This is a genomic window from Fibrisoma montanum (assembly GCF_003583365.1).
In the GTDB taxonomy this organism is placed as follows: domain Bacteria; phylum Bacteroidota; class Bacteroidia; order Cytophagales; family Spirosomataceae; genus Fibrisoma; species Fibrisoma montanum.
This window is the reverse complement of sequence record NZ_QXED01000002.1, coordinates 424,067-449,547: the sequence shown is the minus strand read 5'-3', so window position 1 is coordinate 449,547 and position 25,481 is coordinate 424,067. Positions and strand designations below refer to the sequence as shown.

17 protein-coding genes are annotated in these 25,481 nt (G+C 54.6%); 7 read left to right on the top strand and 10 right to left on the bottom strand.

What is annotated here, in order from left to right; all coding sequences use genetic code 11:
• Positions 1 to 81: 81 nt before the first annotated feature.
• The gene (locus DYU11_RS07660; RefSeq protein ID WP_119667067.1) at positions 82 to 978 is read right to left on the bottom strand and encodes an SDR family oxidoreductase; all 897 of its coding nucleotides are present in this window, start codon (positions 976 to 978) and stop codon (positions 82 to 84) included.
• Between the two features lie 150 nt (positions 979 to 1,128).
• Here DYU11_RS07660 and DYU11_RS07655 point away from each other — a divergent pair, with 150 nt between their 5' ends.
• Entirely contained in the window at positions 1,129 to 1,959 is an 831-nt protein-coding gene (locus DYU11_RS07655) for a helix-turn-helix domain-containing protein (RefSeq protein ID WP_119667066.1), read from the top strand.
• Between the two features lie 78 nt (positions 1,960 to 2,037).
• Here the strand turns inward: DYU11_RS07655 and DYU11_RS07650 are convergent, their stop codons facing one another.
• On the bottom strand, positions 2,038 to 2,889 hold the full coding sequence (locus tag DYU11_RS07650) for a fumarylacetoacetate hydrolase family protein (RefSeq protein WP_119667065.1): 852 nt from the start codon (positions 2,887 to 2,889) through the stop codon (positions 2,038 to 2,040).
• Between the two features lie 129 nt (positions 2,890 to 3,018).
• Between DYU11_RS07650 and recO the strand changes: the two genes are divergently transcribed.
• Positions 3,019 to 3,711, top strand: coding sequence for a DNA repair protein RecO (gene recO, locus DYU11_RS07645; protein WP_119667064.1), 693 nt, complete (start codon positions 3,019 to 3,021; stop codon positions 3,709 to 3,711).
• 56 nt (positions 3,712 to 3,767) lie between these two features.
• Here recO and DYU11_RS07640 read toward each other — a convergent pair whose 3' ends face one another.
• Positions 3,768 to 7,409, bottom strand: coding sequence for a choice-of-anchor I family protein (locus DYU11_RS07640; RefSeq protein ID WP_119667063.1), 3,642 nt, complete (start codon positions 7,407 to 7,409; stop codon positions 3,768 to 3,770).
• Positions 7,410 to 7,718: 309 nt separating this feature from the next.
• Between DYU11_RS07640 and DYU11_RS07635 the strand changes: the two genes are divergently transcribed.
• Positions 7,719 to 10,340 (top strand): glycosyl hydrolase-related protein, encoded by a 2,622-nt coding sequence (locus DYU11_RS07635; RefSeq protein ID WP_119667062.1) that lies wholly within the window; start codon positions 7,719 to 7,721, stop codon positions 10,338 to 10,340.
• Between the two features lie 162 nt (positions 10,341 to 10,502).
• Here the strand turns inward: DYU11_RS07635 and DYU11_RS07630 are convergent, their stop codons facing one another.
• Together DYU11_RS07630 and DYU11_RS07625 are read right to left on the bottom strand one after the other, a co-directional pair.
• Positions 10,503 to 11,231 carry a LytR/AlgR family response regulator transcription factor gene (locus tag DYU11_RS07630; protein ID WP_119667061.1) on the bottom strand — a complete coding sequence of 243 codons (729 nt, stop codon included), beginning with the start codon at positions 11,229 to 11,231 and terminating at the stop codon, positions 10,503 to 10,505.
• Positions 11,200 to 12,240 carry a sensor histidine kinase gene (locus tag DYU11_RS07625; protein WP_119667060.1) on the bottom strand — a complete coding sequence of 347 codons (1,041 nt, stop codon included), beginning with the start codon at positions 12,238 to 12,240 and terminating at the stop codon, positions 11,200 to 11,202. The genes DYU11_RS07630 and DYU11_RS07625 overlap by 32 nt, the downstream gene beginning before the upstream one ends.
• Positions 12,241 to 12,502: 262 nt before the next feature.
• Between DYU11_RS07625 and DYU11_RS07620 the strand changes: the two genes are divergently transcribed.
• Together DYU11_RS07620 and DYU11_RS07615 are read left to right on the top strand one after the other, a co-directional pair.
• On the top strand, positions 12,503 to 13,432 hold the full coding sequence (locus DYU11_RS07620; protein WP_119667059.1) for an ABC transporter ATP-binding protein: 930 nt from the start codon (positions 12,503 to 12,505) through the stop codon (positions 13,430 to 13,432).
• A complete protein-coding gene (locus DYU11_RS07615; protein ID WP_119667058.1) occupies positions 13,429 to 17,049 on the top strand; it encodes an ABC transporter permease/M1 family aminopeptidase in 3,621 nt (1,206 codons plus the stop codon). The genes DYU11_RS07620 and DYU11_RS07615 overlap by 4 nt, the downstream gene beginning before the upstream one ends.
• A gap of 583 nt (positions 17,050 to 17,632) precedes the next feature.
• Here DYU11_RS07615 and DYU11_RS07610 read toward each other — a convergent pair.
• Complete coding sequence (locus tag DYU11_RS07610) at positions 17,633 to 19,594, bottom strand: M56 family metallopeptidase (RefSeq protein ID WP_119667057.1); 1,962 nt, start codon at positions 19,592 to 19,594, stop codon at positions 17,633 to 17,635.
• Positions 19,595 to 19,631: 37 nt separating this feature from the next.
• A complete protein-coding gene (locus DYU11_RS07605; protein ID WP_119667056.1) occupies positions 19,632 to 19,997 on the bottom strand; it encodes a BlaI/MecI/CopY family transcriptional regulator in 366 nt (121 codons plus the stop codon).
• A 166-nt stretch (positions 19,998 to 20,163) separates the two neighbouring features.
• On the opposite strand from DYU11_RS07605, the gene DYU11_RS07600 reads away from it, so the two are divergent.
• A complete protein-coding gene (locus DYU11_RS07600; RefSeq protein ID WP_119667055.1) occupies positions 20,164 to 20,445 on the top strand; it encodes a hypothetical protein in 282 nt (93 codons plus the stop codon).
• 115 nt (positions 20,446 to 20,560) lie between these two features.
• Here DYU11_RS07600 and lptB read toward each other — a convergent pair whose 3' ends face one another.
• Both lptB and DYU11_RS07590 read right to left on the bottom strand, forming a co-directional pair.
• On the bottom strand, positions 20,561 to 21,292 hold the full coding sequence (lptB, locus tag DYU11_RS07595) for an LPS export ABC transporter ATP-binding protein (RefSeq protein ID WP_119667054.1): 732 nt from the start codon (positions 21,290 to 21,292) through the stop codon (positions 20,561 to 20,563).
• A gap of 271 nt (positions 21,293 to 21,563) precedes the next feature.
• Positions 21,564 to 22,112 (bottom strand): RNA polymerase sigma factor, encoded by a 549-nt coding sequence (locus DYU11_RS07590; RefSeq protein ID WP_119667053.1) that lies wholly within the window; start codon positions 22,110 to 22,112, stop codon positions 21,564 to 21,566.
• A 556-nt stretch (positions 22,113 to 22,668) separates the two neighbouring features.
• Between DYU11_RS07590 and DYU11_RS07585 the strand changes: the two genes are divergently transcribed.
• On the top strand, positions 22,669 to 24,291 hold the full coding sequence (locus DYU11_RS07585; protein ID WP_147367901.1) for a sensor histidine kinase: 1,623 nt from the start codon (positions 22,669 to 22,671) through the stop codon (positions 24,289 to 24,291).
• A 17-nt stretch (positions 24,292 to 24,308) separates the two neighbouring features.
• Here DYU11_RS07585 and DYU11_RS07580 read toward each other — a convergent pair whose 3' ends face one another.
• On the bottom strand, positions 24,309 to 25,295 hold the full coding sequence (locus DYU11_RS07580; protein ID WP_119667051.1) for a c-type cytochrome: 987 nt from the start codon (positions 25,293 to 25,295) through the stop codon (positions 24,309 to 24,311).
• Between the last annotated feature and the right edge of the window lie 186 nt (positions 25,296 to 25,481).

Sequence of the window (25,481 nt, the reverse complement as noted above, 5' to 3'; positions counted from 1 at the left end):
CCTTATGATTTTAGCATGATTAATCATAAGGATCATGACCATCAGCGTTCTAACTGATCCGTTAGCAATTATCTGACGTACTCAGAAAAAAACCGCGTAATCCCGGGCAAAATCCGCAAATGTTCGGGCTCCTTTACCGGTAACTTCTTCCACATCCGGAAATACCCCCGACGCTTCGTTGCGGCTGTAATGCGCGTAGTCTTCGAGCAGTCCATCGGTCTGCCAATCTGGGAAACCAGCCGCTATCAGGGCCTGACGCATGGCAACCGGTGGTACATTCACAAAGGTGACAGGCTTACCGAGCGCATCGGACAATTGATCGGCCATCTCCGCGTGGGTCAGGGCTTCCGGGCCGGTAATGTTGTATATCTTGCCTTCATGACCAGGCTCCGTCAGAGCGGCTGCGGCAACGGCGGCAATATCGCGAACGTCAACGGCGGTGATCCGGGCATCGCCTACGGCAGCAAAGAACTTACCCTGGTGCATAATCGGCTCCCGGAAGCCTAGCAGGCCCTGCATGAACAGATTCGGGCGCAGAAACGTAAAGGCTATACCTGACTCCCGAATCGCCTGCTCAACCACCGCATGGTAGCGCAGAAACCGCACGGGGGAGTTTCGATCAGCCGCAAACTGCGATAGTTTGACAAGGTGCCGAACCCCGGCCCGCTGGGCTTCAGCGACGAATGATACCTGCTGCGCTTCGGCCTGCTCTGAGGAGTTAGTCAGCAAAAAAGCGTGCTTTATGCCCGCCAGCGCTTTGGCCAGCGTAGCCGGTTCGTTGAAGTCTCCCAACACAGCCTCGGCTCCCGGTAGCGTTGATAGCCGTTCGGCATCGTTGGCCGATCGAACCATTACCCGAAAAGTAGTACCTTGTTCAGCCAGTAGTTTAACTACTTCTGATCCAACACTGCCCGTTGCCCCGGTTATCAGAATGGCAGGCGCAGTGGATTCGTTTTGTGACATTGCGGTAGCATTCATACGTTTTGACGTTTAGGGCTCCATCAGGATCAGCGCCAGAACTTATTTTGACCTGAGTGAGCCGAAATATGATTTTTTTCGTTCTGACAGGACAAAGGTCCGCCACCACAGCCGGGCAAAATTGTAAGAAAACGAAACGGTTCTTATTCGATGAGCAGCCAACTGATTGAGGCCGACGAACGACTGGCGACCGTGTTCAGCCACTACTACTGCGTTCAGCAGAAGGCACAGGACGCACCGCTCCGGCAGCAATTATTCCCGAATTACGAGATGTTGCTGGTGTTCAATTTCGGGCCTGCTGTTCCCGTCTGGCTGGGCGATGCACCCTACGTTATTAGCCAGACGGCCGTGTTGGGACCCTTGCAGAAAACGCTGACGTATGAACTCCCCACCGGAGCCGACCTGATTGTCGTGAACTTCACGCTGAACGGCTTTTACCGGTTGCTGCACGTGCCCATGCAGACACTGAAAGCCGAAGACATCCACGATCCCGACGTACTGCTGAATAAAAGCTGCTTTAGTGAGTTGTGGGCTCAACTAGCCCCGATAACCACTCTGGCGGATCGGTTGCGATTGCTCAATGAATACGCCCTGACGCATGCCGCCCCGGTCGATTCGACAACGAGTTCGATGCTGGAAAGCATTCCTTATTTCAACAATGCGGCCGTTGAGCCGGTCAGAATGTTAGCGGCCAAACAGAACGTTTCGGCCCGCACGATTCAATCAACGCTCCAGAAACAGCTTGGCTACTCGGCCAAAGAGCTGGCCCGGTTCCTGCGGTTCAAGAAGGTAGTGGCATTTCTTTGTCAACAACCGACAACCTCCGTAGATTGGCTATCGCTGGTATATGAATTTGGCTACCACGACCATAGCCATCTGATTAAGGATTTTCAGCAATACATGGGCATTTCGCCCCGGCAGTTTGTCAACCAACTGGCGCAGGGTGGCATATGCATCAGCAAACCGGGGAAGTTTTACTGACCAATAAAAAAGCGGAGCCGTTGCTACAGCTCCGCTAAAACAATCTCTATTCAGGCTCCGAAAAGCCAGTCCTGATGGTTAGCCAACCGGATTCTCCAGCGTTCCGATGCCATCGATCGTAATCCGGACGACGTCGCCTTTTTCCAGCGTGAAATCGTCGGGCGGCACAATCCCCGTACCCGTCATGAGGTAGCAGCCATTCGGGAACGAGCACTCCCGAAACAGAAACGAAACCAGCTCATCATGTTTGCGTTTCATCTGATCAATACCGATGCTGTTTTCGAAAGCCGGTTGGTTGTTCCGCATAATCTGGAGCCGGATCGTCGCATCGGCGGCAATGGGCTTCCCGGGAACGTACAGGCAGGGGCCCAGAGCCGCGCTTCCGTCGTATGTCTTGGCCTGAGGCAGATACAGCGGGTTTTCGCCCTCGATGCTTCGGGAACTCATGTCGTTGCCGCAGGTATAGCCCACAATCTTGCCGCCCGACGTAATGAACAGGGTCAGTTCCGGCTCCGGTACGTTCCAGGTGGAATCCTGCCGGATACGTACTTTGTCGCCGGGAGCAACCACTCGCGTGGCGGTCGATTTAAAAAATAATTCAGGCCGTTCGGCATCGTACACCCGGTCGTAGAAGTCGCCACCACCTGCTTTTTTGGACTCCTCCATGCGGGCATCGCGGCTGCGGAGATACGTCACCCCCGACGCCCAGACTTCCTGCTGGCCGATGGGCGCCAGGAGGTCTGACTTGATCCAGTTCTGATAATCGTCCGACGCTGCGGACGAAGGCACTTCCTGTTCCAGAAACTGGTAAAGGTCGTCCTGATTAACCAGATAGTCCCAGTCGTCGGAAGGGGCGCGGTGGAATTGGGCGGGTCTGTCGGTACGGTCATGTTCGACGACGATGCCGTGGCGGGTTTTGTAAAGTTTCATGCGAAGGTTCGGAAATTCGCCAATTATAAGGTAAACCCACGAAAAATCCAGTCAATTTTGTTATATTAGTAACGATCCGATTAACGGTCACGGGATATAGTCAAAGCTGTTCCGTGCCTAAAGAACCGTATGCTGCAAAAGACCCGGGGCATTGCCCTTAGTTACCTGCGTTACCGCGAAACCTCCATCATAGCCCGCGTTTATACCGAAGAATTTGGCCTCCAGAGCTATATAGTCAACGGTGTCCGTTCGGCGAAAAGCAAATCAAACAAGATCGCTCTGTTCCAGCCCCTGACGCTCCTGGAAATGGTTGTTTACTACAAAGACGACCGCGATCTGCACCGGCTATCGGAAGCCAAAACAAACTACCCATTTCAAAGCATTCCGTTTGAAGTGGCCAAATCGAGCATGGCCATTTTCGTAACGGAAATGCTGACCAAGACGTTGAAGGAAGAAGCCGGCAACCCGGTGCTGTTCCGGTTTCTGATCGATTCGGTCTTGTTTCTGGAAGATGCCCGGACGAATTACGAAAATTTCCACCTGACGTTCCTGCTCAAATTGTCGTTTTTCCTGGGCTTTGGCCCCGAGAGCGCCCGTGAGTTTGAAGAGCAGCTCCACGAAAACTCGGTACCTTTTCTGGCCGACGATGAATTGACCAGCGCACTCAACGCTATGTTACGCCAGCCACTGGGTACGCCGATCAAACTAAGCCGATCGGCCCGGAATGAACTGCTGGATGCGCTGGTATCGTACTACAAGATCCACATCGATTCGCTGGGCGAGGTTAAATCACTGCCCGTGCTGCGGGAGGTGCTGGGTTAACACAACGCCCCGGCCAGACGACCGGGGCGTTGTGCAAAAAAGATAACCTTTACGTGTTATTGCTTCACAACCCGGACCGTTCTGGTCTGTTTGGGCGTAGCTACTTTCAGCAACAGTATCCCCGTCGACTGCCGACGAATGTCGAACACAGCCCACTCGGTTGGGGCGGCTTTGTCAATGGTTTTCGTTTCGACGGCCCGGCCGTTGAGATCCGTCAGCGACACGGTCAATGTCTGACCGGCGGCCCCCTTGATTTCAGCAACTACGTCCTCCCTGGTCGGGTTACCCAGCAGCCGTACGTTCAGCGACTCAACGGCTTCCGTAGCGGCCACGCGGGCGCTTTGCCGACAGAACGCACCGAAATCAAAGTCACGCATGACCACTACCCCACTCTGGCGGGCCATCAGCGTTACCACCGTACCACTGTTGGGATCGTTGCGCTTCTCCTGTTCGATGACCCCATTCGGGTTAGTTGACCAGTCCTTGATGCCCACCGACCGGAACTCGATCGGCGTACCGTTACCGCCCGTCGTGCGGAAGGTGATGGCACCGGTCTGGCAGTTGTAGAGCGGTTCGATCAGCGTCAGCGGCTGCGAGGGGTTAGTACCCCCGCAGAAGGCACCAAAATCAAAGTCGCGCATGACCACTACCCCGCTCTGACGAGCCATCAGCGTTACCACCGTGCCGCTGTTGGGGTCGTTACGCTTGGCGGCATCAATCACACCATTCGGGTCGGTCGACCAGTCCTTGATACCCACCGACCGGAACTCGATCGGCGTACCGTTACCGCCCGTCGTGCGGAAGGTGATGGCACCGGTCTGGCAGTTGTAAAGCGGTTCGATCAGCGCCAGTGGCTGCGAGGGGTTAGTACCACTACAGAAGGCACCAAAATCAAAGTCACGCATGACCACTACCCCGCTCTGGCGGGCCATCAGCGTTACCACCGTACCACTGTTAGGGTCGTTGCGCTTCTCCTGTTCGATAACCCCGTTGGGGTTGGTGCTGTACGGTTTTACGCCGATCGCCATGTACTCAACGGGTGAACCATCCCCTCCTTCGCTGCGGAACGTAATTTCACCCGTAGCGCAGTTGTATAAAGGATCGATCAGGGCCAGCGGCTGTTGACTCTGCACACCGTTGATCTGATAGACCGAAATAGAGTTACTGGTTTCGTTCGCCAGCAACACAAGTGGCTTACTGTTGGGGCTGTCGGCGGCTGAGATAAAGATTACGCCTTCCGGACCGCGATCGTCGGTCGCGTTATTGGGCGGTACGCTCCGGTTCACCGTGTACGTCACAAACTGCGGAGCCGTCGGGGTCGTTACGTCGTAGACCATCACGCCCCCCGTACGTTCCAGAGTAATGAACGCGTACGTTTTGCTGCCAATCTGAGCGGTGGTGATCCCTTCCGGTTCAGGTCCTTTGTTATCACTCCGGTTCTTGGTAGCCACCGACGTACCATTGTCGACGTTGAACAGGTTCGAGAAGTTATCGCGGGTATAGCGCTCAAAATCATCGCCACTGTCCCACACCAGATTGCCGTTGGCATCCCATACCGTAAACGATCGGCTGCCCAGTACGTGAATTTTGTCAATATCGCCATCCCCGTCCGTATCGCCCGTCTGGTTTGTCGCGTTCAGGCGGCCTAAGATCAGGTTATTCTTCAGATCGGCCGCATTGGGAAAGGCCGTTGGGTCCAGATTAAGCGAGCCAATCCGGGTTTCTTCAATCAGCACGGGATCATACTCGCGGGCATCGCCTTCGTTGGCCGTCACAAAGTACGTCTGACCATTCGCCGTAAACGTTGCAATGGCATCCGGCATGTACATACCAAAAATTGGTGCGTTTATCAACACCTGATTCCCGCCCTGATCCGTCGGGTCGAGGGCATTGCGCACCTGACTATGGTCTTTCAGGCCGAGCGGCTTAATGAACGGCTGGCCATCTTTGGTCGCGATCGTTTTGTTAACGAGATCAATAACGATGATCGCGTTATTTTCCTGGAGCGTTACGTACGCCAGTTTCGAATCGGGCGTAAACGTAATATATTCCGGCTCCAGGTCTTCGGCCACGCTGCTACCGTCGACAACGCCCCCTTTCTTACCAAACAGCCGGACGCCCATGCTGCGCAGCATGGCTTTCATGCCGTTCAGCGAGGCAAAGCTTACCGTGGTAGCGTTGGCCTGCGTCAGATTAGCCACCCCTCCGCTGATGTCGACGATCGTTACCGACCCTTCCGGATCAGTCTGGTAATCATTCGACGGTTCGCCTTCGTTGGGTGTTACGACGTATCGACCATCGGGCGAGAAGAATACGGCATCCGGCAGTGCCCCGGCCGTTACTTCGCTCAGTTTGTTTCCGTTAACGTCGAAGAATACAATTTTACCGTTGTCGGTCTTCGGCACACTTTCAATGGCGGCTGCCACAATGCCGTCGCGGGCGGCTACGCTGTTGATGCTTCCACCCAGCGCCGATACGTCGATGGACGAAACGGGCGTAGGCGCAGACGGGTTATCGAAGTTGACAATGTCAATTTTATTGCCAATCGAGTTCGCAATGAACAGGCGCCTGCTGCCTTTATCAAACGTCACAATCTCCGACGACCCCGCCGTTGGGTTGCGGTAGCTGGTCAGCAGTTGAAGCTGAAAACCAGGATCGCTGCTGGTCGGTGCCGGTTTGTCGTTGTCCCGGATAAAAACAACCTGCGAGTTGCCGGAACCGATCTGCGCGCCAATTGGATTCTGCAACCGCAGCAAAATGTATTCATCGGCTTCGGCCGTTGCGTCGTCTGTAACCGGAATCACAACGGTCTGACTAGCGGATGACGATGCCGGGAAGGTCACCGTCTGCGGCACCGACAGGCTGTAGTCGCTGCCGTTCGTGGCCGATCCCGACGACACAAAAAGCTGCACAGACGCACTCTGGCTGCCCGGATTCGTGATTGAAAGCGTCACGGTGGCCTGACCGGCATTCTCATTCACTGTCTGGCTCGCTACGCTGAACGCTACGGTTGGCAGCGGGCATGATGCACCGAAGGTAAACGCCGTTGTGCTGAAGGGCACGTCGGGTGCCGTACCGTCGGCCGCCTGATTACCACCGCTGTTTATCTGAGTCTGCCAGTTAGCGGAGTTATTGATAACGGAAGGCAGGCAACTCCGCGAAATACCGGTTCGGGTACCGTTGTAAATTCCAATGGCGACTTCACCGCTGAGAGCCACGGCCGTACTGCCGAGCGACAGGCCCGTCCCGCTGAGGGTGCCGAAGCTACCGGCCCCATTGGTAGCCACGGCCGCCAGAAAGGTAGTAGGGGTATTATCGTCAGATCCGAGGAAAGCAAAAACGCCATCACCATCGTTGGAAATACCGGGATTGCCAACCTGAGAAGCCAATCCAACACTTACCGTTGGGGCAGCATTGTTTACATTCGTGAACGTTACGACCGTACCAGCCGGAATTACGGCCCCACCGGTAGTCCAGGTGATTCGGCCTTCGTCACTTAGCGGAAACGACGAGCCAGTCCATTCAGAGTCCCGAAGATAAATAGTTGTGTTGGCAGGAATTGCATCAAGTACGACCAACGCCAGATCGTCGGTACCGTCGCCATTTATGCCGGTAAAGGCAATACTACCGGGCGCCAGCTGAGCAAACGACAGCAAGGGGCCGAGCACCAGCAACGCAAACAGGAAAAGTCTCTTCATACAAGGGTGATTGGTTAGTAGATAAACAGATGAATAAGCGGTTAAAATTAGAAAACCGGATATTACCTAAATATTAAGCTTACGATAACCTTAACCCTTGTATTACAACTACTTACGAAATACCTTGCTAAGAAATCCAGTTTTTATTTATTTTCAGAAAACACACTATGTGCCGTTTTTCGGAGAGCACGCTCTTATAGCGATGATCGCGGTGGCCCAAACCAATGTGTTTGAGCGGAATCCGGGTGCTGCCAGCTCCTGTCTTTGAAACTCACTAAGTTCTCGGTTCCTCTGCGTGTAGTAATAACTATGAAAGCACTTCTTCCCGTCGTCTTTTTATTAACATCCGCTTTGGCTACTCAGGCGCAGCCCGTCAAACGGCTGTATCTGGCCAACGACGACCATACCGACTACATGTGGACGGGCAACGAAGCGCAGTACGACTCGGCTTTTGTGCACATGCTGGACTACTACATGGGCCAGATTGATTCGACCCGCAACAACCCCGACGACTTCCAGGCCCGCTTCAACTGCGACGGCAGCTACTGGCTGCGGACGTATCAGAAGTATCGCAGTCCGGCCCAGTTTGATCGATTGATAGGCTACCTCAAATCAGGGCACATCAGCAGTCCGTTAAATGCACTGGTTAGTACGTATGGCGGGCAGCCGACTGAAGCCGTCCTGCGGGGCATGTACTACGCCGGGCAGCTCGAACGGCAGTATAGCGGTCCGGCGTCCCGGCTGCGGTTTTCGATGGCGGTATGCATGGAAAATCAGACGCTGCCGATGGGGCTGAGTTCGCTTTGGGCGGGAGCGGGCGCCAAATACAGTTGGCGGGGCGTGTGTGGCTGTGCGAGCCGGATTGCCAATGCCAGTCTGGCTCACCGGAACCACCAGTTGTACCGGTATATGGGCCCCGACCGGCGCAGCGTCATCATGAAGTGGTACAACCTGACCGGAGAAAATAGCGGGGTCGGCGGGTATGCCGAAACCCGGCCGCAACGTAAAACAGCGGGTATAGCCGCTAATTTTGCCCGCACGATTAATGACCTGACGACTCTTTGTGACACCGTTTCGGCGAGCTCAACCTATCCTTACAACGTAGCCGGGGCGTTTGGCTACGGCTGGGACGATCTCAGTACGTTTGTCGCACCCGATTTCATCAGGGCGGCACAGACCGGTACGACACCCAACCGCCGGGTGCGGGTGTCGAACGAAGAAGACTTTTTTCGAGATGTTGACCGAAGCTACCCCAACCTACCAGGCGAGTCGGTCAGCTATGGCAACGAGTGGGATCTGTACCCGGCATCGATGAATGAAACCACGGCCCAGGTCCGTCGAGCTACCGAGAAGCTACGCACCGCCGAAGCCCTGGCCTCGTTCGTGTCGCTGAAAGATTCTACGTTTGCCCGCGACCTGACGCCCGCCCGAAAGCAGGCCTGGGATGCGTATGGGCTGTATTGGGAACATGACTGGACCGCCGACGGGCCGGTTACCCGCCAGGAGCGGGCCGACTGGCAGACCAAGCAGAAGAACTACATCACCGGTTATGTCGACACGCTTTACAACCGATCAGTAACTGCGCTGGGGAGCCACGTGAAGGCTGTAAGCGGTACGGCAATTCGGTTTTATGTGTTCAACCCGCTTAGCTGGATTCGCAGCGATGTAGCTGATTTTGCCTTTGTTGGCAACGATCCGGTGAAGGTGATTGACGTACAGACCAACATCGAAGCAACCAGTCAGGTGATTCGTAAAGGGGGCCGGCCGTATCTACGCATCTGGGCTGAGAACATACCCTCGGTGGGTTACAAAGTCTTTGAGATTCGGACCGGCGCTCCAACCCGACAACCGTTGGCTGCTCAGGTGAACGGCGAAACCATACAGAATGGCTATTACCGGCTTCGCCTGCGCAAATCAGGCGTTATCAGCGAACTGGTGGATCTGCGCGCTGGTAACCGAAACGTTATCCAGTCAATTGACGGACGGTTGTTAAATGATTTGGGCACAACAAATCCGGATGCTGGCAATACGGTCGAGGTCGACAATGCGGGAGCCGTATCCGTAACGCTCAAAGCAGTTTCCAACGATCCGATTGCGCATACCGTCCGGGTGACGTTGTACAAAAACAGTCGGCGTATCGAGATTGAAGACAGCATCCAGGCCAATTTTGATTCGATAAAAACCTGGGCCTTTTCACTCAACTTAACCAAACCCACGACTCGCCATGAAGAACTGGGTGCGATTCTCACGGCAAAAAAAGAAACGCGTGGCGGTCATTATGCTGCCCGAAACGGCACCAGCGCACTGGGCCGCTACGACTGGCTAACGTTCAATCATTTCGCTGATCTGAGCGAGGCTGCTTATGGCGTAACGGTATCCAACATGGATTGCAGTTTCTTTAAATTGGGCCAAAGCACAACCGATTCGCTGTGGGAAACGTCGACCCAGTTGAACGCGCTGGCGGGCGGACAGGTTGACGGGCCAAAACTTGGCATTCTGAAACAAAACGGAGCTACTGCCTTCCGCTACCAGTTTGCGCTCACCACGCATCAATCGGCTTTCGATGCGCTGGCCGCCATGCGTTTTTCACTCGAACACCAGAACCCACTAGTAACCGGTGTCGTGACAGGCTCAGCTGGCAGTTACCCAGCCGCGACCTATTCACTGTTAACGGTCACCGACCGGAATGTGCTGCTCTGGAGCCTGAAACCCAGCGAAGAAGGTATCAACAACGGCCTGCTTACCCGCTTCTGGAACGTAACCAATACGGCCGTTACGCCAGGGCTTCAACTGGCCCGACCCATCAGGCGGGCCTGGCAGACAACCCATATTGAGACCAACGAACGCACGGTATCTCCGACGAAAGGCAGCCTCAACGTGCCGTTCGGCCCCAGCCAATTGAACACGTATCGACTTGAACTTCAGCCTTAAACCAGGCAGGACGCATCATTAAAACCTTGTTGCAAAAAAAGCCGCGTTGATAATGCACCACAGAAAGCCATAGGGTAGAGCGCTCCTGGGGCCAGAGATGAACGTATTGTTGGTTGAAAGTTGCCGCCCTTTTGACCGATTCTTGATTCGAGCTAAGCCCCCCTATTGTAACCCCTTCAGCAGCTTATAAAAAGCCTCGGCATACGTATCAGTGATGGGGATGATCTGGTCAGCAATCCAGATCCGGTTTTTCTCGATGTGGTCGATTTTGTCAATTGCGACCAGAAAGGATCGGTGCACGCGGGCAAAAGCCTCGGCGGGTAACAGCTCTTCCAGCTTGGCGAAACTCAACAGCGTCATAATCTTCTCGTCCGCGGTATGAATCCGTAAATAGTCTTTCATACCCTCCACAAAAAGAATATCGCCAATAGCCACTTTCTGGATGCGGTGGCCCACCTTGAGAAACATATACCCCGGCCCGTTCTTCGTTTCCGTTCTTTCTTCCTTCTTTTCCCCGCTATGGCGGGGACTTTGCTGCTGGTACAGACGCAGAACGCTTTTGTAAAACCGCTCAAACGTAAAGGGTTTCAACAGGTAGTCCTTCACCTCCAGTTCGTAGGCCTTCAGCGCGTACTGATCGTAGGCGGTAGTAAGGATAATCATGGGTTTGGGGCTCAGCATCGGGATGAAACTCAGCCCATCCAGATCCGGCATGCTGATGTCCAGAAACAGCAGGTCGGGTTTGTTTTCCGCCAGCGGGCCGGCGGCCTCCAGGGGACTGTCGTAGACACCTTTTAACTCCAGAAACGGGACTTTGCTGATGTACTCTTCCAGTATTTCCTGGGCCAGGTGCTCGTCCTCAATGATGCAGCAGGTGAGCTTTTCTTTCATGAGTTTGTGAATGAAGACCGCGAATGGTGAGAACGACCGTAAAGGTTTCGCCGGTGTTCTGAATGGTCAGCGAGTGCTGGTCAGGATACAACAACGCCAGCCTTTTCCGGACATTGGGCAGCCCGATGCCACCCGGTTCGTCCAGCGTTTTGGCCACATGCTTTCCGATTGGGTTCTGCACACTGAAGGCGAGGCTGTCTTCCCTGACCGCGACCCGTACCTTCAGGTCGCCGGGTTCCAGCCGGGCGGGGCTGTGTTTGTAAGCGTTTTCGAGCAGGTGGATGAACAACAGGGGAGCCACGTAGCAGGAGTCGGTCTCCCCCTCTATCTGCAGGTCCACCACCGGACTGTTCTTGTAGCGGAGCTGCTGCAAACTCACATAATCCCGCAAATAACCCATCTCCCTCGAAAGCGGAACCGTGGCCGCATTGGACTCGTAAATCATATAGCGCATCAACGAGGCCAGCTGCATAACAGCCTCCGGGGCTGCGGGTGCCTGTTTATACACCAGCGTGTGAATGTTATTAAGGGTATTGAACAGGAAGTGCGGATTGATCTGCGATTTTAGATAATGCAATTCTGTCTCGGCAGCCTGCTTCTCCAACTGCTCTTTCCTGATGGTATTAACAACCAGAGTTTCGGTGACCCTGGCCAGCCAGCTCAGGAAGACAAAAACGGGTACCGTTGAAAGCAGCTGCATACCGTAGTAATTTAAGAAAAGGGACCAGGTAGCCAGCGCTTTGTGGTGGAAAAACAAAAAAGGGAAAGGCCCGGTCAACAGAACCCCAGCCAGGCTGAGCCAATAGCCCCTGCGCCCTCGCTTACCGGCATAGCGGGTCAGTACGTAGAAATGAGTGTAAAAAACATAGGTACAGGTTGCAACAAATCCCGCGGTGGTGCTGAGCCAGTGGGTGTCGCCTTCGCTCCCCAACTGCAAACCCACCAAAAAGGTAAATAAGCCCCAGAGAGACAGGTGAATCAGCCGGAAGATTTTTTTGATCCGCTCCATAGAACAAAGTTATTTTTTCCTGCCGTACGCAGGTCATCTTCTCGACCAGATGCCAATCCTGATCTACGAGCTATGCAATAGAGCCTGCCATACGTTGGCGGAAGCAAAGCCAGCCCTGGTCGATTACTTCACCGCCTTCGTATATCTCGTTTCGCGTTCCGATCCGGTGTCCATTGCTTCGTAGAAAACAGCGCAGGAAAGCATCCTCAACGTGCTTCACTGTCCTCACTCCTGACGATTAACTGTAACACTTGCCGATCCAATGGAAGCGCACCCACCAGGCCTAACCATCCGTAATGTCTCCAAACGGTATTCCAATGCCGTGCAGGCGTTGACCAACGTCTCCCTGACTATTCCACCGGGTATGTATGGGCTGCTCGGCCCCAACGGCGCGGGCAAATCAACCCTCATGCGTACGCTCGCTACGTTGCAGGAGCCCGATGAAGGGCAGATCGTTTTGGGCGATATTGATGTGGTCAACCAGAAGGAAGCCGTGCGCCAGACGTTGGGTTACCTGCCTCAGGAGTTCGGTGTGTATCCCAAAGCCAGTGCCGAAGAACTGCTCGACTACTTCGCGGTGCTGAAAGGCATCACCAACCGGGCCGTGCGCAGAGAAGCCACCGAGGCCTTACTTAAACAAACCAATCTGTGGGACAAGCGTAAGCAGAAGCTGGGTGGCTACTCCGGTGGTATGCGGCAACGCTTTGGCGTGGCGGTGGCCTTGCTGGGCAACCCCCGATTGCTGATCGTCGACGAGCCAACAGCGGGCCTCGACCCCGCCGAACGGGTACGTTTCCTCAATCTGCTCAGCGAAGTAGGGGAAAACAGCGTAGTGATTCTTTCCACGCACATTGTGGCTGATGTGGCTGAACTATGCACGAATATGGCCATCATCGATAAAGGACAGATTCTGCTGGAAGCCAAACCACTGGAAGCTGTGGCCGCCCTCAAAGGCCGGATCTGGCGCAAGCTGACTGATAAACAATCTCTGCCTGCGCTGGAGCGGGAGCACCGGATCATTTCGGCCAAACGGTTGAGTGGCCGCACCGTAGCGCATGTGTACAGCCCGGAAAGTCCCGGCAACGGATTTGACCCGGTGGAGCCGGACCTGGAGGATGTCTATTTCAGTGCCCTGACGGGGTGCTTCGGCCAAACAAGTCAGCAGCCAAAAACGGAGGGTATAGCGCTATGAAATTCAGACAAATTTTTGCGCTGGAATTCCGCTACCAGTTCCGCCGGGCCACGACCTGGCTCTACTTCGCGGTTATTCTGATCATCGCTTTCCTGATTGTTATCGCCAATTATGCGTCCGATGCGCGGGACGGGTATTTTCTGCTCAATGCGCCCATCGTCATGGCATCCGTCACGGTTATCTGCAGCGTAAAGTGGCTTCTGATCGGTGCATCCGTAGCAGGCGATGCCGCAACCCGCGACGTACAGACCCGCATGCATTCGCTCACCTACACCACCCCCGCCAGCAAAGTCGCCTATCTGGGCGGGCGGTTCGGGGCCGCCTTTACCCTCAGTGTCCTTATCCTGCTCGCCATTCCGGCGGGCTTGTTGCTGGCCATGCACTGTTCCGGGGTGGAGGCCGACATTCTGGGGCCATTCCGGGTAGCGGCTTACCTCACTACGTTTTGCTTTATCGCGTTGCCCAACGCCTTTTTTGCCACCGCCATTCAGTTCTCGCTGGCGACGCTCAGCCGCCGGGCCCTGGGGAGCTATCTGGCCGGAGCAGCCCTGTTCGCGGCTGCTTACCTGATCTGGCCGGTGCTGCCGGAGGTGGGACAATGGGGCAATCTGGCTGATCCGATGAGCTTTGGCCCGGTGCTGGACCATCTGAACAATGACTGGAGTCCGCTGGAGAAGAATACGCGCTTGCTGCTGCTGGAAGGCTCTTTCCTCACCAACCGCCTGCTGTGGTTGGGTATTTCGCTGGGTATGCTGGCGTTTACCTATTTCCGTTTCCAGTTTATCTTACCCGAAACCGCCCAGCGGCAGAAAACCCGTCAACTGCTGGCATCCAGTGTGGCTGACCAGGAGAGCCTGAACTGGAAAGCCGAAGACACGCAGCCGCTTGAAAGAGGAACGTACGGCCTTGCTACGCAGCTGCGTCAGTTACGCCTGATTACCTGGAGCGCCTTTCTGTCGCTCGCTAAAAGCAAGGCCGGTTTGCCCCTGCTGGCTATTCTGGCCCTGCTGTTCGGATTAACCATACGCGGCAATCTGAAAGGTCGGGGCACGCCCTTACTGCCCCGAACTGACTTTATCCTGCATCTGCTGACGGCTCCACTGACGGAACCAAAGTTTTTCTGGACACTCATCGCCCTGCTCACCATTTTTTACGCCGGCGAACTGGTATGGCGGGAACGGGAAACCGGCCTGAGTGAACTGGCGAACGTAGTACCGGTGCCGGAATGGGTTCTTTTTGGGAGTCAATTTCTGGCCTTGAGCCTGGTGCTGCCGATGTGGCTGATCTTCGTGATGACGGCCGGACTAGTGGCGCAGGTGGCATTGGGCGGTGGCAGTCCTGTCATAGGGTTGTTCGTACCAGTCCTGTTCGGGCTGCAGTTGGTCGATTATCTGCTTTTTGCCCTGCTGGCCCTTTGCGTACACGTATTGGTGAATCAGAAGTTTGTGGGTCATCTGGTAGCCCTTGTGGTCTACGGGGCCATCACCTTTGCGCCGACCTTGGGAATTGAGCACAAGCTGCTCATTTTTGCCGCCAGCCCATCCTGGACGTATACTGACATGGCTGGCTTCGGGCCCACGCTGGTGCCCTGGCTGTGGTTTAAAGGTTACTGGGCCGCGTGGGCGCTGTTGCTGGCGGTAGTGGCGGTGCTTTTCTGGGTGCGGAGCCGGGAAGGCAGTGTGGCCTCACGGCTTCGGCTGGCCCGTCGGCGCTTCACAACTTCGCTGGTCTGGGTATCAGGGGCGGCAACGGGTGTCATATTGGCATTCGGGGGTTTTATTTTCTACAACACCAACGTACTGCATGACTACACCAGCAGTTCCGCCACCATGGCGCAGCGGGCAGCCTACGAGCAGCGTTACCGCCGGTACCAGAACGTACCTCAGCCCCTGCTGACCGGCGTAATCCTCCAGGTCGAAATCTATTCCAGGCAGCGAACCGTGCAGATACAAGGCACCTACCTGCTGACGAATAACAGCGCGGCACCCATCGACTCGGTGCATCTGGCTACGGGGACGGGTGTTCAAACAAGCGTGACAAGCGCTGATCAACCCTTAAAGGAAGTACTTGTGGACGAGGAACTTGGCTACCGAATCTACGCCCTGACGAAGCCCCTTCACCCCGGCGATTCGCTTCGCCTGCGCTTTGGGGTAACGTACCAACCGCAGGGCTTCACCAACAACGGTGCAGACGCCCAGATACTAGCAAACGGCACCAGCTTCCGGAACATGGAGTGGCTTCCGGTCATTGGGTACCAGCCGTATCGGGAACTGGATGAGGCCGGTGCCCGCAAAGCGTATGGCCTGGAACCCCGGCCAGCCACGGCCTCGCTCTATGACGTAGCGGCCCGGCGGTATGCCCCGTTTGCCGAGCAGATCCGCTTTGAGGCCATCGTGGGTACGGATGCAGACCAGACGGTGGTGGCGCCGGGAACGTTGCGCCGGACCTGGACCAAAGAAGGCCGTCGCTACTTCCAGTATGCCACGGAGGCTCCCATCCGGAATGAATATGCGATTTTCTCGGCCAGCTACGCGGTGCAGGAAGGAACATGGCGAAATCCGTCGGGAAGCCCGCAGCCGGAGATTTCCATCCAGATTTTCTATCCGCCGGGGCTTACCGAGAATTCGGAGCGGATGGTGCGGAGCGCGCAGGCTTCGCTGGACTATTACACCAGGCAGTTTGGGCCCTACCCGCACCGGCAACTCCGCTTTGTGACCCATCCGGGTTACGGCTTCGGCCACCACGCTGCGCCCATCAACATTACGGCCGAGGAAGGCTTTTTTCTCCTGAATCCAACCGCGGATCCGCGGGGCTTTGATCTGGTGACGGCCGTGGTGGCGCACGAGGTAGCACACCAGTGGTGGGGAAACCAGCTCAAACAAGCGTATGTAGAGGGCGCCGGCCTGATCACCGAGAGTCTGGCGTGGTACTCGGCCATGGGCGTACTGGAAGATCGATACGGTCCGGAGTACCTCGGGCGGCTCCTGAGCTTTCTGCGGGAAGAGAACGAAACCCCGCGTACCCGGGCCGCCTTACCGCTCCTGCAGGCGGACGACTGGTATCAGATGTACCGCAAAGGACCCCTGGCGCTGTACGCGCTGAGCCAATACATGGGTCGGGACCACGTAAACGGGGCGCTCCGGAACCTGCTGGCACATCACCGCCCCGGAACGCTTCCCCGACCCACGTCGCTGGACCTTTACCGGGAGTTGCAGACGGTAGCGCCGGATTCGCTACAACCGCTGCTGCACGACCTGTTCAAGGCCAATACCTTTTGGGAGCTGTCGACGGAGACAGTCACCGCCAAACCCATCAAAGGCGGCAAGTGGCAGGTAACCCTCGCCTTGCAGGCCCGCAAGCTGGTCGTTGACAGCGCTGGTAGAGAGACTACATTACCGATGACGGACTGGGTGGAAATCGGCGTCTTCGCACCCGCCGAAGTGGGACAGGAGGTAGGCAGACCGCTTTATCTGCAAAAGCACCGAATTAAATCGGGCAAGCAGACGATCATGTTGACCCTTCCTGACCGACTCGCTAAAGTTGGTATCGATCCACGCTACTTACTGATTGACTGGAATCCAACCGATAATTTCAGGGCGGTGCAGTCCGCAAACTAACAACTAACACTATACGAATTCGTCAACGGCTTTAGGAAACTCAATCAAACGAACATCTATTCGGGACAGGACGCCATCACAATGAACCAGAACAAGACGAATCATAGCTGCGCTACGTTCAGCCGACTCTTGATCAGAAATTAAATGATTTGTAGGTCGATGAGTTTGGTCAGAAAAACAAAAAGTGGCCAGCCCAAGCCACAGAACGGTTTCAAACAGGTGTTTACGCACCAGTGGCTGTCGTTACTGCTCGTAAACTAAGTCCCATTAGCAGTAGAAAAACAGTAAGGCACCCTGGACTCAGGTGCGGTAGAGTAGTTCGGTGGTGTTGTTTCGGTAGTCCCGCGCTACGCGCTGATGGTGGAACGATGCGGTCTCGAGCCGAACCGAAAGCGACGGATACGGGTAGCTTTATGGGTTCCGAAAGAGGATCGATTTCGTTGCCTGGTTCTGGTTCCGATTACCTCTCCCCTGACCGGATTGATAGCGTATATCCCAATGGAATGCCCGGCTTTAACGCCATAATCCCCACTTGTTCGAACAAGTGGGGATTATGATCTCAAAGCATTGACCAGCAAACTAACTATCGGCTATACATAATACCACTCTTCCCCTGCCAGTTGTGGAACAGTTCACCTTTCGACTCTTTCAGATACTTGTTCTTCAGCTTCTGGTGTAGTGCATCAGATTGCTTCTGGCCGTTTACGACTAATTCGTCTTCATTCAACCGGTACGACATATTCTCTTTGCTCTGGATGACCCCCTCCTGGATCAAATCGGTAATCAACCCGTTCTGCATCTTCTCATATTCGGCCCGGTGGGCTTCCGCTTTCGCCCGGTGTTCATCCGCTTCCCTCCTCCGTACCTGGGCCATCTGACGGGCTTCGTCGGCCTGACGGCGGGCCGCATCAGCCTGTGCCCGGTACTGCTCCTGCGAAGCTCTCATCGCCTGGGCCTCTTTACGATTCTTTTCAGCCTGTGTCCGCATCTCTTCGGCGTCACGACGGGCCGTTACCCGCTGTGCCTGGGCCTCGGCACGCTGCACTTCGGCCTGCCTGCGGTGTTCTTCAGCTTCCCGCCGATGCTCCTCGGCGTATGCCCGGTGCAATTCAGCCTGCTTCTGATGCTCCCGTACCTGGGCCATCACCGGCTCAAGTTCAGAACGGTACGATTCAATTTTGTCTTCAGCAATGACAGTTCCATCTATGGTCAGGCCCGTTATTTTTCCGTCCTGTTCCACAATCTCATACCGCTTGCCGTTGAACGACATGTGGTAGGTTGACAGGGCCTTACCCACCTGCTTCTTTTTTGTTCCGGGCTGAATCGTATCGGCAACGGCTGGTGGTGTAACGACAGACGCTGCTTTCGCTGCTTTGGGGGTAACGATAGGCGTTGCCGGGGGCGTAACGATAGCCGCTGTGGGGGCGACCGGTGAAGGGGAAGAAATGACTACTGTCTGCCGGACAGGGAGACTCGGGGCTTTGGGCTGGGGTGCCGCTGAGGGCGAAGTGGGAGAAAAGGCCACTGACAAGAGGGTGATGGCGAGCAGACTGGTGCTTACAAATACTTTTTCCACGGCTTCTAAAGGTTTATTGTTGTTGTACATGATTCGCTTGATACGATCCAGCAGGTGGTTGCGACGGCCTGCAAAAGCCAGCGTATGGACCGGCTGCATCAGCTTATACTCCTGAAACTGGACCAGTGCCTCCACAAAGGATTTTCTGTTCTGCGTCACTCCGATCGCCAGCTCGTCGCAGCAGTGTTCGCGCTCCTGACGGAGCAGATACGACAGCCATAAGACGGCCGGATTGAAGAAGAAAATGTGCTCAGCCAGACTCTGAAACAGGTTGACCAGGTAGTCTTTGCGGTGAATGTGCGCCAGTTCGTGCAACAATATGGCCTCAACCTGCTGGTAAGGCAACTGAGTCAGGAACCCCGCGGGCACCAAAATAAGGGGGCGCAGGAAGCCGACTACCAACGGCACGGTTACTCGTTCTGATTCGGCAAAAAGCACCGCCTGCCGGAGCTTCAGCCTACGGGCCAGTTCGGTTACCCGCTCAGCCCACTCTCTGCTCACCGGGCGCGTCCCATGGTGCCGTAGCCAGTGAATGGAATAAAGCCCCATACCGGCCTTCAAGGTTTTGAGCAGAAAGACCACGAACCAAACAGCTACGATCAGGGGCGCATGCCGGCTACCGAAGTCCATCAGGTGGGTTATTTGACGCTCTCTGTCGGGCCACAGGTCCGTTTTACCAGCCTGCCGGCTGCTTATTTCCGTACCGGGCTGCTCCGCGTACTGAACGATTGTGTCAGCAGTCTGGGGGTATTCCAGCCAGAAGGTGACCGCACTGACGGCCATAAACAGTCCCAGCAGGGCCAGCAGTACATGGTAACGTAGTGCTGGCCTGGCTTTTCTGAGCGTAAGCAGTACCAGACCCGTCAGGATCGCCAGCACGAGTCCCTGCCATAATGAATGGAGCAATGTCCAGCTCAGGGCCTGAATGAATTCAGGAGAAAGGGGGAGATCGAAGAGGAAACGATTCATGATAAAAACAGATAAAGTCGTTCGGGCTTATCAATCTTTATTGGTCGAGCTTTTTAAGAAACTCTTTGATCTCAGCCAGCTCTTCCTTGGAAGTATTGCGATTGCCGAAGAGCTGCATCACCAGGCTGGTGGCCGAGCCGTTGTAGATTGAGTCCACGAAGCGGTCCAGCAGTTTCTTTTTGGCTTTCCCCTCCTCTTCTGCCGGACTATAAATGTGTTTCATACTGCTTTGGTCGCGGACCAATAGCCCCTTTTCGGCCATGATCTGCATCAGCTTCAGCGTTGAGGAGTACTGAACCTGGCGTTTCTGCTCATTAAGCGTATCATTGACGAATCGGACCGTCGACGGTCCGTGCTGCCACAGTACTTGTAGTATTTCCAGTTCTGACTTGGTAGGTTCCATACCCGCTTCAATTGTTCAGTCAGCCAAAGGTAGGAAATTTTTCGTACGAAATAATACCTAGCTATATTTTTTCTGATCAGCGATGCATTACATATACTCTGGCTGTTCTGTATGGCCGACGAAGCCAGGCTGCCGTAGCGTGCCGCAACGGTTTGTTCTTGAGTAGGTGGCAGTTCCGGAGTGGCATTCGGACTTTATAAAACCCAACCCGGAGATCGACGCCTTTCTGAAGGAGCCTGTCAACCAACTGCCAGTTTTTGAGCAGCAGGCGAGTCGTAACGATCAGATCGATGAGCTGGGCCCGTTTGTTATTGAGTATACCAGCCACATCGCCCTTGTCAAAAATGGGGACTGGTCGGGGGTGAGTACCGGGAAAGATATCCGAATCTGGCGTCGGGAGCCGGGCGGCTCGTTGAAGATTTTCCGGCAGATGGCCATGTATGACTGACACGAAAGGCTTGCTCGTCTGTGGTTTACAAGCACCCGCCGGAGTTGATTGAGTCTCTAAAACCTGACTTGTCACGCTACCTCTGGGATGACTCAGGTTTTAGAGGTTCGTTGCGTCAGATTTTTCGCTTCAGTTCAAAATGTTGCCCCAGATACAGCCGACGTACCTGTTCGTCGTTGGCTAACTCTTCGGCGGTACCCTGTTTCAGAATCTTTCCTTCAAACAGCAGGTACGCCCGGTCGGTGATCGACAGGGTTTCGTTTACGTTGTGGTCGGTGATCAGAATGCCGATGTTTCGGTGTTTGAGTTTGGCCACAATGCTCTGGATGTCTTCCACCGCAATCGGGTCAACACCCGCAAAGGGTTCGTCGAGCAGAATAAACTTGGGATCCACCGCCAGCGCCCGTGCGATTTCTGTCCGCCGACGCTCTCCCCCCGACAACACCTTGCCTTTGCTCTTCCGGACGTGCGTCAGGCTGAACTCATCCAGCAGTTCCTCAACTTTATCGCGTTGCTGCCGGCGGGGCAGGTTTGTCATTTCCAGTACGGCCAGGATGTTTTCTTCGACAGACAAATCGCGAAAAACCGATGCTTCCTGAGCCAGATACCCCAGCCCCAGTCGTGCCCGCTTGTACATCGGAAGGTCCGTAACGTCGGTGTTGTCGATGAATACTTTGCCGCTGTTGGGTTTCACCAGCCCAACCGCCATATAGAAGGACGTAGTTTTGCCGGCTCCGTTCGGGCCAAGTAAACCTACAATTTCACCCTGTTCGACCTGGTACGACACGTTGTTATTCACCAGTCGCGAACCGTATTTCTTTATTAAATTCTCCGTTCTTAAGATCATGATTGAGCCATGTAGCTACCCTCCTGCTTTAAAACCCTATGCAGGCAGATCAGGTTCGGGCCGGTCAGTTCAACCGTTTGTAACTCGCCACCGCGAAGATACAACCACTACCGTAAGCCCGCTACCTGATACCAAAAGGAGTTACAGGCTCAACCAGAACCGGAGCCGGAAAATTGCTACTGGGCCAACCTTTTAACTATTTTTAGGACAACCGACAATCCAGGGCTGCTGACCTAGAGCAAACACGTTAGCGAATCGGGCCGGGAGCAGGCTACGCCCGGGCTCGTCTGGTGTGTAGTTCACGTACCTTGTCGCGGGTCCGCTTCAGACGCATCTTTACGGCGCTCTCACTCAGTTTTAATTCTTCGCTGATTTCCTGCACGTTCTTACCCTGCTCGTATTTCAGCTGGAGCAGATTACGTTCAAACTGAGGCAGATCGTCGACAAACTGCGACAACTGGTGCAGCCGGGCGTGCAGCGCCGATGACTCGTCGACGTCGGCTACTTCATCAGCAAACTCACCGTCCAGCGGAAGCGTATTCAGCCGTTTGCCGGACCGGATGTGATCCATGCAGTGATTGTACGAAATTGAGTATAGCCAGGTCGAAAAGGCAGCCCGCTGCTGAAAGTTGTCAAGGCGGGTAAAAACCCGAACGAAGATATCCTGCGTAAGGTCCTGAGCCGTTTCATGATCCTTAAAAAAGGACATGCAGCGGCTATAAACTTTGTTTACGTAGCGTTCGTAGAGAATGTTAAAATAATCGCTTTGGTGCGTATCAACGTACAGGCGGACCAGTTCCTCGTCATTCAGGGATTTCATGGTAGGTGACTGACAGATCAGCTGAATGATTAGTTTTGAGGCACGTTAAGCAGATCTGGCCAGTGCGGAGTGACTGAATGAATGGGATTTTGAGAAGGGTCCGTACTCGGAAGGGTAGCCGTGAACATAGCGATTAGTGATGGTTGGTGGTAAAGTGGTTGTTAACAGATCAAAGTTCGGGTTTTAAGTAATTTCACTCATTAATACCAAGTTAAAATGTTACTATACCTACTGTATAAGCAAACATCGCTTTTGCGAATCAGACAAAGGCTCAGCGGCTTCGGTACGTCTCACGTTGACCAGAAGTCTCCAGTCTGATCAGACGATTTGCAACGCAGAACTCATTAAGTACCAATAACAAAAAAAATAGTACCTTAGCTATGTTTACTTATTACCCACCTGTTGATGCAGTACCAAACAGCTTTGTTACCCACCACACCCGTACTCGTTTCATTCATTTTGACGCTTTCTCAAAGTAGCCTATATTTACTTTTGAGTAACTACCTGTTAAAATTTTACCTAAAATAAATAACGATTGATCGTGTCAATTTCTACCGTGCCTGACATAAGAAAAGTAGAAGCTCGTACTGATCTTTTACCAACTCAACAGCCCTATCTGGATGTGCTTGATGCCTTGATGGAAGGTACTCTTTCGGCTTTTCTGTATTGCTGTCCGATCCTGGTAAACGGCGAAGTGGCCGACTTTCAATACATCTGGGGGAATCGCAAAGCCCACGAGCTGGTTAACCTGACTCCTGACCAGTTCAGGCAAACGACCATGCTGCAGCTATTTCCCTATTTCCGGACTACGGGCCTGTTTACCAGGTACATAACGGCCTGGCTGACGGGTGAACCCCAACGGTTTGAGCGGGAGCATATCATCGGAGACTCAGTCAAATGGGTCGACGTATCGGTTGTGAAACAGGGCGAAGGGCTGGTCATTACGGCACTCGATATTACCGATTCCCGCCGACTACGGCAGCAGTCGCTGCAACAGGCCCAGCTACTGCATACGATCGTGGATAATTCGCCCGCCGGACTGGTCCTTTACGAACCGGTCCTCGATGCGGCCGGTGCCATTATCGACTTCCGCTACGTCGTTACCAATGCATCCAATGCGCACACGACGGGGCGCAACGTAGAAGACATGATCGGGCACCTTCTGTCCGAACTGTTTCCCGACATTTACGCGCAGGGCTTCTTTGATCAGTTGGTACGGGTTTGCCTGACGGGTGAGTCGCAACGGGTCGAACGGCGCTTTCTTGGCGACCAGATCGACGTGTGGGTGGAGGGCAGTCTGGTAAAAACTGATCAGTACGTCCTGTTCACTTATCAGGACATTACGCGACTCAAACAGCAGCAGCTGGAACTGGCCGAACAGGCTGCCCTGCTACGGGAAACCAACCAGTCGCTGTATCGATCCAACGCCGATCTGGAACGCTTTGCGTCGGTAGCATCGCACGACATGAAAGAGCCGCTGCGCAAAATCAAGGCGTTCGGCGATCTGCTGTCCAATCAATATGGCGGAACCCTGCCTCCCGAAGCCCTGGACCTGCTGAAACGCATGCAGACTGCCTCATCCCGCCTGATGCAGTTGATTGACAGTCTGCTTGAGTTTTCGCGGATAACGAACGCCCGGGACGTGTTTAATCCGGTTGCTCTGCCGAACGTATTACTACAGGTTCTGCAGAATCTGGATGTTTCGATCAGTGAACAGCAGGCCACCATCACGATGGGCAACTTACCGACCGTGCTGGGGAGTGCGTTTCAGCTGGAGCAGCTTTTCCAGAATCTGCTGGCTAATGCCATCAAGTTCCGGCGACCCGATGTACCGCCTATTATCCGGATCGACAGCACCCGACTCCGGCCCGATGAGCTTCCGGAACCGTGTACGTATCTCACCAGTACGGTTCCGCAGGCAACGGGTTGGTGGCAGATTCAGGTCAGCGATAACGGCATTGGGTTTCATCCACAAGATGCCGACCTTATTTTCCAGGCGTTCCGCAAGCTTCATGGGCGTCGGCAGTACGAAGGGGCGGGGCTGGGGCTGGCTACGGTCCGTCAGATTACGCAGAACCACCAGGGCGCAATCACAACGGAAAGCCAGCCGGGACAGGGCGCTACGTTCTTTGTATACCTGCCCGCCTTTGAGCCAGCACCCGGCCAGCCCCGTATCTGACGGCCCGGTTAGCGGGCTTACTTTTCGGCCAGTTGCAGTTCCGCCGACTTCCCGGCAATGTCGTTGCGTACTTTAGGTACCGTTTTCAGATAGTCGTACACGGCCGCAATATCCTTTTCCGACAGCGCCACCATCGGGCTCATGGGATAACGTAATACCGAGCCGTCGGGCCGAACGCCGTGCTTCACGGCCCGGATGAACTGCTCTTTCGTGTATTTTCTACCAATGCCGGTCTCATCGTCGAAGGTCAGGTTGGCCGACAGAATGGGTTTACCATCCTCCCCATTGAATTTGCTGCCTCCGCCGAAATACCCTTTCGTCCGTTCCGGATTCTGCTTGTCCAGATCCAGATAGTCGGCCGAGTGGCAGCCGTAACAATCCGCAACGGCCGTTGCAATGTATTTGCCAACCGCTGCCGACTTGGTCGTGTCGGGTAGTCCAATGGTCTGCTGCGGGTATTCACCCGGCTTGATGATGGTCCACAACAGCATTTTAGCCACGAAGCTGTACTCGGCCGGCGGGGCTTCCTGTTTTGAAGGCTGTACCGGAAACCGGTCGGACCGCAGCCACGCCACCACCGACTTGATGTCTTCGTCGGCCATCAGACCGTATTGCGGCATAAAGGCCGTTGTACCGTTGGGACGAATGCCGGTGCGCAGAAAATAAATGATCTGGCCGTCGGTCCAGTTGCCGATTCCTTTCTCTTTGTCCTGGGTGATGTTACGGGAGTAGATATTGCCAAACATGGGCGGAATATCATCCAGGTGCTTGCCGGTCAGCCGATTGTCGTTATCGCCGTGGCAGGCAATGCACTGTAGTTGGGCAATGGTTTCGCCCCGTTTAATCCGGGCCTCTGTCACCTCTACTTTAATGTCGGGCGCAACGGGTGGATCGTAGGTACGCGGTGGTGTCAGGGCAACGTAGGCACAGAAGCCACCAATCAGAAGCAGGAGAACCAGCAGGCCCTGCCCGAATCGTTTCAGAATTTTTTTAACCGTTTTCATAGTAAGCCATCAGCTAAGTTGTTTACTGACCCAAAGATGATGGCCTGCCCCTCCAGGCCCAGCAGCAAGGCAGGTGAAACGGAATTACGGTTCAACGAGACGCAAAAAGAGCACGATAAAGCGTCTGGTACAAAACCCGATCTGATCTGAAAACGCTACTCTGTATCGGGCATAAAAAGTTGACTT

Coding starts and splice junctions, on each gene's coding strand:
- DYU11_RS07660 (WP_119667067.1), bottom strand. CDS start 978: ATGAATGCTACCGCAATGTCACAAAACGAATCCACTGCGCCTGCCATT.
- DYU11_RS07655 (WP_119667066.1), top strand. CDS start 1,129: ATGAGCAGCCAACTGATTGAGGCCGACGAACGACTGGCGACCGTGTTC.
- DYU11_RS07650 (WP_119667065.1), bottom strand. CDS start 2,889: ATGAAACTTTACAAAACCCGCCACGGCATCGTCGTCGAACATGACCGT.
- recO (WP_119667064.1), top strand. CDS start 3,019: ATGCTGCAAAAGACCCGGGGCATTGCCCTTAGTTACCTGCGTTACCGC.
- DYU11_RS07640 (WP_119667063.1), bottom strand. CDS start 7,409: ATGAAGAGACTTTTCCTGTTTGCGTTGCTGGTGCTCGGCCCCTTGCTG.
- DYU11_RS07635 (WP_119667062.1), top strand. CDS start 7,719: ATGAAAGCACTTCTTCCCGTCGTCTTTTTATTAACATCCGCTTTGGCT.
- DYU11_RS07630 (WP_119667061.1), bottom strand. CDS start 11,231: ATGAAAGAAAAGCTCACCTGCTGCATCATTGAGGACGAGCACCTGGCC.
- DYU11_RS07625 (WP_119667060.1), bottom strand. CDS start 12,240: ATGGAGCGGATCAAAAAAATCTTCCGGCTGATTCACCTGTCTCTCTGG.
- DYU11_RS07620 (WP_119667059.1), top strand. CDS start 12,503: ATGGAAGCGCACCCACCAGGCCTAACCATCCGTAATGTCTCCAAACGG.
- DYU11_RS07615 (WP_119667058.1), top strand. CDS start 13,429: ATGAAATTCAGACAAATTTTTGCGCTGGAATTCCGCTACCAGTTCCGC.
- DYU11_RS07610 (WP_119667057.1), bottom strand. CDS start 19,594: ATGAATCGTTTCCTCTTCGATCTCCCCCTTTCTCCTGAATTCATTCAG.
- DYU11_RS07605 (WP_119667056.1), bottom strand. CDS start 19,997: ATGGAACCTACCAAGTCAGAACTGGAAATACTACAAGTACTGTGGCAG.
- lptB (WP_119667054.1), bottom strand. CDS start 21,292: ATGATCTTAAGAACGGAGAATTTAATAAAGAAATACGGTTCGCGACTG.
- DYU11_RS07590 (WP_119667053.1), bottom strand. CDS start 22,112: ATGAAATCCCTGAATGACGAGGAACTGGTCCGCCTGTACGTTGATACG.
- DYU11_RS07580 (WP_119667051.1), bottom strand. CDS start 25,295: ATGAAAACGGTTAAAAAAATTCTGAAACGATTCGGGCAGGGCCTGCTG.